Consider the following 5,227-nt stretch of genomic DNA (forward strand, 5'->3'; position numbering starts at 1 on the left):
CGACCTGGTCGTCTACGCCGAGGACCCCCGCACGAACCCCGCCGTCCTCCGGCACCCGCAGCTCGTCCTCCTCGGCGGCAGGGCCCACTGACCCTTGCGCGGCGATGTCCGCCATGGCGACGATCGCCGCTCACGAGGCGGATGCCACACGAACGGGCCGCTCGCCCCGTGCCCGACGGGCGTCGGCGCCCTCGCGCCGGTAGCGTCGGACGGGTGGGCCAGCCCGATCTCCCCGACCCGCACACGGTGCCGTCCCACGGACCCGGGTTCTCGCCCGAGGCGCCGCCGGACCAGGCCCCGACCCCCCGGCACCGGTGGGGGCTCTGGTCCTACGTCGGTGTCGAGGTGCTGTTCCTCGCGGTGTCCTTCGCGCTCGGTTGGCTGGTCGTCGGCTCCGACGGCCCCTCCGCGCTCGGGGTGATCCTTGGGCTGTCCGTCCCGACCCTGCTCGCCGCGGGGACCGCGCTGCTGATCACTCGGTGGCGCGGCAACGGGCCGCGGATCGACCTCGGCCTGCACTGGACGGCCCGCGACGTCGGGATCGGGCTGCTCTTCGGCTTCGGCGGGCTCATCCTCAGCATCCCGGCGGCGCTGGTGTTCGTGGCCGTGGTCGGGGAGGACAACGCGACCACGGCGGTCGGCCAGGCGTTCGACGGCATCGTGGTCGGCTGGCCCGTCGCGCTCCTGGTGTTCGTGCTGGTCGCCTTCGTGGCCCCCGCCTGCGAGGAGATCGTGTACCGCGGGCTGCTCTGGGGGGCGGTGACCAAGCACGGCGCCAACCGCTGGGTCGCCTTCGCGGTCACCACCGTGCTGTTCGCCGTGGCCCACCTGGAGCTGACCCGCACCCCGTTGCTGCTGGTCGTGGCCCTGCCGATCGGGCTGGCGCGGGTGTTCACCGGGCGCCTGCCCGCGAGCATCGTCGCCCACCAGGTCAACAACCTGGTCCCCGCCCTGGGCCTCGCTCTCGCCTTGACCGGAGGGGTCCCGCTCGCCGGATAGCAGGTCTGGCAGAATGGTGCGTCAGGTCCGTGGCCGGCCCTCTACCGATGCCGCGGCCGATCCAGTACCACGAGTGAGCGAGCCGTACCCCCACGCGGTCCTGCTGACTCACGAGCAGCACACCTGATCCGCGAGGAGTACCGAAGAGCGTGGCCGTCAAGATCAAGCTGATGCGTCTGGGCAAGATCCGTCAGCCGTACTACCGCGTCGTCGTCGCCGACTCGCGCACCCGCCGCAACGGGCGCGCGATCGAGACCATCGGCAAGTACCACCCGAAGAACGAGCCGAGCCTCATCGAGATCGACTCCGAGCGGGCGCAGTACTGGCTGGGTGTCGGCGCGCTGCCGACCGAGCCGGTGCAGCACCTGCTCGAGATCACCGGCGACTGGCAGAAGTTCAAGGGCCTGCCCGGTACCGAGGGCACCCTGAAGCCGCAGCCGGAGAAGGTCGACAAGCTGGCCCGCTTCAACGCGGCGCTGGCGGCGGCGGGCGAGGAGCCCACCACCGAGGCCACCACGCCGAAGAAGAAGGCCCCCAAGGCCGAGAAGACCGACGAGGCCGCCAAGACCGACGAGGCTGCGGAGTCGACCGAGTCGTGAGCATGCTGGCGGACGCCCTGGAGCACCTGGTCCGGGGCATCGTCGACCACCCGGACGAGGTACGGGTGGATCTCGTCACGAACCGGCGCGGCCGCACGCTCGAGGTCCGGGTGCATCCCGAGGACCTCGGGAAGGTGATCGGCCGCGGTGGCCGCACCGCCACCGCGCTGCGCACCGTGATGGGTGGCATCGGCGGGCGGGGCGTGCGGGTCGATGTCGTCGACACCGACCGATAGCAGCGACCTCCTGGTCGGCATCGTCGCGAAGGTCCACGGACTGCGCGGCGAGCTGGCGGTCGAGATCCGCACGGACTCGCCCGCGGAGCGGTTCGCGGCGGGCTCCGTGCTGCGGGCCCGCCGCCGGGGAGCGCCGGACACGTCGTTGACCGTGGAGAGCAGCCGCCCCCATTCGGGGCGGCTGCTCGTCCGTTTCGCCGAGGCGCCGGACCGGACGGCGGCGGAGGGGCTGCGCGGTGTGCAGCTCCTGGTCACCACGGCCGAGCTGGACCCGCCCGCCGATCCCGAGGAGTTCCACGTCCACCAGCTGGAGGGCCTGCGGGCCGAGCTGCCGGACGGGACGGCCGTCGGGACGGTCCGCGAGGTCGTCCTGGGCCCGGGTGGCGACCTGCTCGCCCTGGCCCGCGAGGGCAGGCCGGACGCCCTGGTCCCGTTCGTGAGCGAGATCGTGCCGACGATCGACCTCGCAGGCGGCCGCGTGGTCGTCGACCCTCCCGAGGGCCTGCTCGACCTCGACGTCTGATCCCTCCCGAAGGGCCCCGCCGTGCCGGCGGGGCCCTTTTTCGTCCCGTCATCCGTCAACGAAGGTTGACGAACTCCAGGCCGTCAACGTAGGTTGACGGCATGGCTGATGCGACAGCGGTGGCGGCGGCGGCGTCCAGCAAGGACCCGCACGTCGGCCTGGCGGCGGTGGCAGCCCTGCGGGGTCTGCAGGAGGCACTGGAGGAGCTCCAGGTGGGCAACGCCCGCGCCCAGGGCTGGTCCTGGGCGCAGATCGCGGGCGTGCTCCAGGTGAGCAAACAGGCCGTGCACAAGAAGTACCGACGGCTCGGGAACTGAGGGGATCGGCGATGTTCGAGAGGTTCACGGTGGGTGCCCGCACGGTCGTCGTGGCGGCGCAGGAGGACGCGCGGGAGCGCAAGCAGGCCAAGATCAGGACGGAGAACCTGCTGGTCAGCCTGTATCGGGACCAGGAGTCGGCCGCGGTGGCCCTGCTGCGGGAGGCGGGCGTCGAGTTCGTCGACGTGGAGGCGGAGGTCGAGCGCCTGGCGTCCGAGGACTCGACCCCCGACGCGGGCAAGCTCGCGCTGCTCGGCATCGACTTCGAGGAGGTTCGGAAGGCGGCCGAGGAGACCTTCGGGCCGGGAGCGCTGGAGCGGACGCAGGCGGGCAAGCAGCGTCGAATGTTCGGCCACATCCCCTTCGACGAGTCCTCGAAGAAGGCGCTGGAACTGTCGCTGCGCGAGGCGCTTCGGCTGAAGCACAAGGAGATCCGCAGCGAGCACGTGCTGCTCGGGTTGCTGCACGCCGAGGGCGGCGCCGCACACCACATCCTCGCGGCGAAGGGGGTCACGCTCGACGGGATGCGCGAGGCCGTGGCGGGGCTGGGCGAGGCGGGCTGACACCCGGTTGGCAGGATCCGCACGGTGCGCATCGACGTCGTGACGATCTTCCCGGGCTACCTCGCCCCGCTGCGTGAGGCGTTGCTGGGCCGGGCGATCGAGAAGGGGCTCATCGAGGTCGCCGTCCACGACCTGCGGGACTGGACGCACGACGTGCACCAGGCCGTCGACGACTCCCCGTACGGCGGTGGACCCGGCATGGTGATGAAACCCCAGGTCTGGGGCGAGGCACTCGACGGGCTGCTCGACCCGCCCGCCCGCCTGGTGGTGCCGACGCCCGCGGGTCGGCCCTTCACCCAGGCCACCGCCCGGGAGTGGGCGGGGGAGGAGCGGCTGGTCTTCGCCTGCGGCCGCTACGAGGGGATCGACCAGCGGGTCGTCGACCACTACGCGCAGCGGATGCCCGTCGACGAGGTGAGCGTGGGCGACTACGTGCTGGTCGGCGGCGAGGTCGCGGTCCTGGTCATGGTCGAGGCGGTGGCGCGGCTGCTCCCGGGGGTCCTGGGCAACCCCCGGTCGGCGGCGGAGGACTCCTTCTCCGACGGGCTGCTCGAGGGCCCCTCCTACACCCGCCCGGAGGTGTGGCGGGAGCTGGCGGTGCCGCCGGTCCTGCGCAGCGGCGACCACGCCGCCGTGGACCGGTGGCGCCGCGACCGGGCGTTGGAGCGGACCGCCGAACGCCGCCCGGACCTGCTCGCCGCGCTGCCGCCGGGTAGCCTGGACGCCACCGACCGGGCGGTACTGGAGGGCCTCGGTGAGCCGGGGTAGCCCCACCGGTGTCATCCGCCCGGCGGGCGTCTGGCACTATGGATGAGTTGCCAGCGCCTACCGTGCTGTGTCGGCGCCCCCTCCGAGGACCGGCGCCCCGGCACGTGCCCAGGCAGGCGAAGCTTGCAGTTGAACCATCAGGACTGAGGACGGACCCGCGCGATGAACACCCTGGACGACCTGGACGCACAGATCCTGCGCTCCGACATCCCCGCCTTCCGGCCGGGTGACACGCTCAAGGTGCACGTGAAGGTCATCGAGGGCAGCCGCTCCCGTGTCCAGGTGTTCCAGGGCGTCGTGATCCGCCGCCAGGGCGCCGGCGCCCGCGAGACCTTCACGGTCCGCAAGGTGTCCTTCGGCGTCGGCGTCGAGCGCACCTTCCCGGTGCACACCCCGAACATCGAGAAGATCGAGGTCTTCACCCGGGGCGACGTGCGCCGCGCGAAGCTCTACTACCTCCGTGACCTGCGCGGCAAGGCCGCGAAGATCAAGGAGAAGCGCGACACCCCCACCGCGAGCTGAGACCGTCACCCCTGCGGGTCGCGGCCCTGCCGTAGCCTCATCACGTGGTGTCACCCGAGCTCCCCGACGACCGTCGCGGCACCCCGCGGCGGCCCGGTCCCGCGGACGGACCCCCGGCGACGGGGGCCGACCAGCGGCCCGGTGTCGGTGCGGTCGCGGGTGAGCGTCCCGAGGGCCGGGTGCCCGGGATCGGTCCGAACGGCGCACCGTTCCCCGGTCCCGCGGAGTACCCGCCCTCCGCCCCGCAGCGGCTCGGGGCTCTGGGCTCTGGGCCGTCGAACGGCCACGGGGGCCCGGGCGGCGTCACTCACAACGGATCCGGTCCCTACGGGGCCGGCTCGAACGGGTCGGCGTCCAACGGTTCTGCCTCCAACGGTTCTGCGGGGTACGGCTCGGGCCCGAACGGTTCTCTTCCGAACGGTTCTGCGGCGTACGGCTCGGGGCCCAACGGTGCCCCACCCAACGGGTCGGCCCCGTACGGCTCCGCCCCTCACGGCTCTGCCCCCCACGGCTCTGCCCCGTACGGCCCCGCGTCCCACGGCTCGGCTTCGAACGGGTCGGTCCCGAACGGCTCGGCTCTGAACGGCTCGGTCCCGAACGGGTCGGTCCCGAACGGCTCAGCTCCGAACGGCTCGATCCCGCGGGGCCCTGCGGCGGGCGGGCCCGGCGCGAACGGGTACGGCGCAGGTTCGAACGGTCA

General features: G+C 72.8%; 8 protein-coding genes. All 8 read left to right on the forward strand.

Going from position 1 to position 5,227, the window contains the following annotated elements:
* Positions 1–213 precede the first annotated feature (213 nt).
* A complete protein-coding gene (locus H5J29_RS19855) occupies positions 214–999 on the forward strand; it encodes a CPBP family intramembrane glutamic endopeptidase (protein ID WP_312858317.1) in 786 nt (261 codons plus the stop codon).
* Positions 1,000–1,148: 149 nt separating this feature from the next.
* Complete coding sequence (gene rpsP / locus H5J29_RS19860; RefSeq protein ID WP_181782551.1) at positions 1,149–1,598, forward strand: 30S ribosomal protein S16; 450 nt, start codon at positions 1,149–1,151, stop codon at positions 1,596–1,598.
* Positions 1,595–1,834 carry an RNA-binding protein gene (locus tag H5J29_RS19865; protein ID WP_181782552.1) on the forward strand — a complete coding sequence of 80 codons (240 nt, stop codon included), beginning with the start codon at positions 1,595–1,597 and terminating at the stop codon, positions 1,832–1,834. The genes rpsP and H5J29_RS19865 overlap by 4 nt, the downstream gene beginning before the upstream one ends.
* Positions 1,812–2,357, forward strand: coding sequence for a ribosome maturation factor RimM (rimM, locus tag H5J29_RS19870; protein ID WP_181782553.1), 546 nt, complete (start codon positions 1,812–1,814; stop codon positions 2,355–2,357). Before H5J29_RS19865 ends, rimM begins: the two co-directional genes overlap by 23 nt.
* A 101-nt stretch (positions 2,358–2,458) precedes the next feature.
* Positions 2,459–2,674, forward strand: a complete 216-nt coding sequence (locus tag H5J29_RS19875; protein WP_181782554.1) for a helix-turn-helix domain-containing protein — start codon at positions 2,459–2,461, stop codon at positions 2,672–2,674.
* 11 nt (positions 2,675–2,685) lie between these two features.
* Positions 2,686–3,237, forward strand: a complete 552-nt coding sequence (locus H5J29_RS19880; RefSeq protein WP_181782555.1) for a Clp protease N-terminal domain-containing protein — start codon at positions 2,686–2,688, stop codon at positions 3,235–3,237.
* Positions 3,238–3,261: 24 nt separating this feature from the next.
* Complete coding sequence (gene trmD / locus H5J29_RS19885) at positions 3,262–4,005, forward strand: tRNA (guanosine(37)-N1)-methyltransferase TrmD (RefSeq protein ID WP_181782556.1); 744 nt, start codon at positions 3,262–3,264, stop codon at positions 4,003–4,005.
* A gap of 162 nt (positions 4,006–4,167) precedes the next feature.
* Positions 4,168–4,527 (forward strand): 50S ribosomal protein L19, encoded by a 360-nt coding sequence (rplS, locus tag H5J29_RS19890; RefSeq protein WP_181782557.1) that lies wholly within the window; start codon positions 4,168–4,170, stop codon positions 4,525–4,527.
* Positions 4,528–5,227 lie beyond the last annotated feature (700 nt).

Origin of the sequence: Pseudonocardia pini (genome assembly GCF_013870575.1) — a bacterium.
Lineage (GTDB): Bacteria > Actinomycetota > Actinomycetes > Mycobacteriales > Pseudonocardiaceae > Pseudonocardia > Pseudonocardia pini.

Coding starts and splice junctions, on each gene's coding strand:
- rimM (WP_181782553.1), top strand. CDS start 1,812: ATGTCGTCGACACCGACCGATAGCAGCGACCTCCTGGTCGGCATCGTC.
- H5J29_RS19875 (WP_181782554.1), top strand. CDS start 2,459: ATGGCTGATGCGACAGCGGTGGCGGCGGCGGCGTCCAGCAAGGACCCG.
- H5J29_RS19880 (WP_181782555.1), top strand. CDS start 2,686: ATGTTCGAGAGGTTCACGGTGGGTGCCCGCACGGTCGTCGTGGCGGCG.
- rplS (WP_181782557.1), top strand. CDS start 4,168: ATGAACACCCTGGACGACCTGGACGCACAGATCCTGCGCTCCGACATC.